Here is a 3,184-nt window from a genome sequence, read left to right on the forward strand (position 1 = left end):
TAATTCAGTTTGACGATGTTGCAACACTTTCTATCGAGCAACCAGAGCTGACATCTGAGCAAAAGTTAATTAAGAGGGTGTGTGATATTCTTCTTGCTTCAGTCGCGCTGGTTATTTCTTTTCCTATAATGATTTTAATTGCAATTGCCATAAAACTTGATTCAGAAGGACCAGTAATTTACAAACAAAAAAGGGTTACAGAAGGTGAAAGAGAATTTTATGTTTTAAAGTTCAGGACGATGGTAAAAGATGCAGAGAAGATGACAGGACCTGTTCTGGCAACAGAGAACGACCCAAGGATAACAAGGGTTGGAAGATTTTTGCGCGCAACCCGGCTTGATGAGCTTCCACAGCTTATAAATATTTTAAAAGGTGAGATGAGCTTTATAGGGCCAAGGCCAGAACGTCCTTACTTTGTTGAGCAGTTTAAAAAACTCTATCCTGAGTATTCGCTTCGTCACAATGTAAAGGCAGGGCTCACAGGACTTGCACAGGTTTACGGCAAGTATGCAACAAGCCCAGAAGATAAGCTCAGGCTTGATTTGATATATATAAAGAATTACTCTGTTTTTTTGGACATCAAGATTTTACTGTTGACCTTAAAAACAATTTTTACAAAAGAGGCTGCTGAGGGAGTAAAAACCCAAAAAGAATAGGGCTGCTTTTCTATTTTGCGAGGCAGCCCTGTGGTTATTTTCCTGAAAGATTATTTTGCTGAATGGTAATTATACTTCAAAAGAGAGTTATGGGCTCCATAAAATATGCGAACGTAATCTTAATACAAGTCTTTGCAAACCTTATATTGTCATAGGTTTTATGGATTATGTGTCTCCTTGAAATATGCAAATATAATCTTATCACTGATCTGATAAGCTGGATAAACTAAAAATATGTGATCTTCCCAAACAAAGCAAAAAACTCCAAAATCGCAAATTTTAATACTTTCAATTCCAAGGATATTCTCTACAATGCTAAATGTTCCACCGCAGACCGCAATCTTTGGGTCTAAAATTTCAATTTCTTCTAACCATTCATCTTTGCAATTTTTAGCAGCATTATAGATCTCGTTATAGCTACTAACCCCTTAACCGCCAGTTTTTTTCAAATTTATTACGGAAAATAGCTTCAAAGCTTCTTTCAAATTGTTTTCTTTAATTTGTTCAAATGTCAAATTTTTTGTTACCAAAGTCCAGCGACTTACCGTTTTTTCACAATCTATAGGAGTGTCTATGCCCATTATAAATATTATCTTCCAAGAAAGATGGCAAAGACCAGCCGTGTTTACTATTTTGATAATTCACCTCTTTCAACAATATCATCATTTTAACTTTGGAGTTGATGTAAGTTTTTTTATCTAAAACTCCGCCAGAAATAAATTTTCCCTCTGGATGAAATCTTAAATTTACTTGTTTGATTTGTTCATTTATTGTTTTTCATATCAAGATTTTATCACCTAAATATTTTACATTTTTAGACATAGTGTAAAATTAAAATATTTGAGAAAACACCCTCTCATATTGGTGAAATAAAAAGAAAAAGACAAAGTAATGATGATAAAGACAAATAACTATAAAAGCAAACAAAAAAAGGAGTGAAGTTACAGATAATATTATATTATAGATGGAAGAACTTTTAAAAGGCCTTGAGGAAGGACAAATATAGATAACCAAAAATGAAAAAGACATAGCAAGATATTCGGTTGGAAACTTGTCGAGAATTTTATGGCGTAGTGAAGTATCGTTACTGGAAGATTTGCTATATTTCATTAATTACCAATTCTCCTTATAATTTTATTATCTACCACAACGAGTTTATTTTTACCACCTGAATGTAGAATAAATTGAGTTTTGGTATTTTACAAATACGGTTATATTCTAATAAAAAAATCCTCTACAAAATCTGACACACTCGGTGTAGAATTTTTGTTGTCTTTTGCGTTGATTTTGTTTTATCATTAACCCTTCATGCTTAGGGAAGCACAACCAATGATGAAAATAGACTTAAGAAAAGGTTGCAAATAATAAAATTTTTGTTAAACTAAAGTTAACAGGGCAAAGGTTGATTTTATTGTTGATGGATATAATACCTCGAACATTAACCTAACCTGATTACCTTTGAGCACAGCCAATTGTCGCCCCATATTATCCTGATATAGGAACAGCACGGGTGCTAAACTTCATATTTTCTCAGGTAATCATCCCTGTAATAAATTCAGAATAGGAGAGAATAATATGCAAGATTTACTTGAGATTTGTTGTGGATTGGATGTTCATAAAGAAACTGTTGTAGCCTGCTTGCTTAAAGGCTCTGTGAATGATGATAAACCCCAAAAAACAATAAGAACATTTTCCACTTTACTGTCAGGGCTTGAAGAATTAAAAGCATGGCTTGAATCAGAAAACTGCCGTCATGTTGCAATGGAGAGCACAGGAGTTTACTGGCAACCTGTTTATAATATTTTGGAAAGTGCTTTGGAGGGCACTATGGTAGTTATAGTTGCCAATGCAAGGCATATGAAAAATGTTCCTGGCAAAAAGACTGATATGAAAGATGCAAAATAAATCGCAACTCTTTTGAGGGCAGGACTTTTAAATGGGAGTTTTATTCCACCTCAAACAATAAGAGAATTAAGAGACCTTACAAGATATTGTAAAAGCATAATAGAAGAACTGTCATCTCAGAAAAACCGCATTGAAAAGTATCTTCAAAGCTGTGGATTTAAACTTTCAAATTTTCTCACAGATATATTTGGTGTATCTGGAAGAGCAATAATAAATCACATAGCAGAACACGGCAGTATAACCGCAGAAGAAGTTGAAAGTTATGTTAAGACGAGAGCACGAAATAAATTGCAAGAGATAAAACTGTCGGTAAATGGCAGGATGAACAGACATCAGGGTGAATTTTTAAGGCTTCTGCTTAAGCATTTAGATGAGACATATGAACATCTTAGTGAAATAGAAGAAAATATTAATTCTGAGCTTGAAAAATTTAAAAGGCAGATTGAGCAATTGGATAGCATACCAGGTATAGATAAGACGGCGGCTGCTGCGATAATTGCTGAAATTGGCATAGATATGAGCAAATTTAAAACTGCAGAACATATTTGTTCATGGGCAGGATTAAGTCCTGGCAATAATGAAAGTACAGGAAAAAAAAAGTCCACTCGAGTAACAAAGGGTAA

Annotated in this window: 1 protein-coding gene and 1 pseudogene; both read left to right on the forward strand. The window is 33.9% G+C overall.

Going from position 1 to position 3,184, the window contains the following annotated elements; genetic code table 11:
* The coding region (locus H964_RS00940) for a sugar transferase (protein ID WP_039763885.1) at nt 1-656 on the forward strand (656 nt) is incomplete at its 5' end.
* Nucleotides 657-2,231: 1,575 nt separating this feature from the next.
* Nucleotides 2,232-3,184, forward strand: a pseudogene (locus H964_RS00945) (IS110 family transposase); the annotation flags it as partial.

The organism is Caldicellulosiruptor sp. F32 (assembly GCF_000404025.1).
GTDB classification, from domain to species: domain Bacteria; phylum Bacillota; class Thermoanaerobacteria; order Caldicellulosiruptorales; family Caldicellulosiruptoraceae; genus Caldicellulosiruptor; species Caldicellulosiruptor saccharolyticus.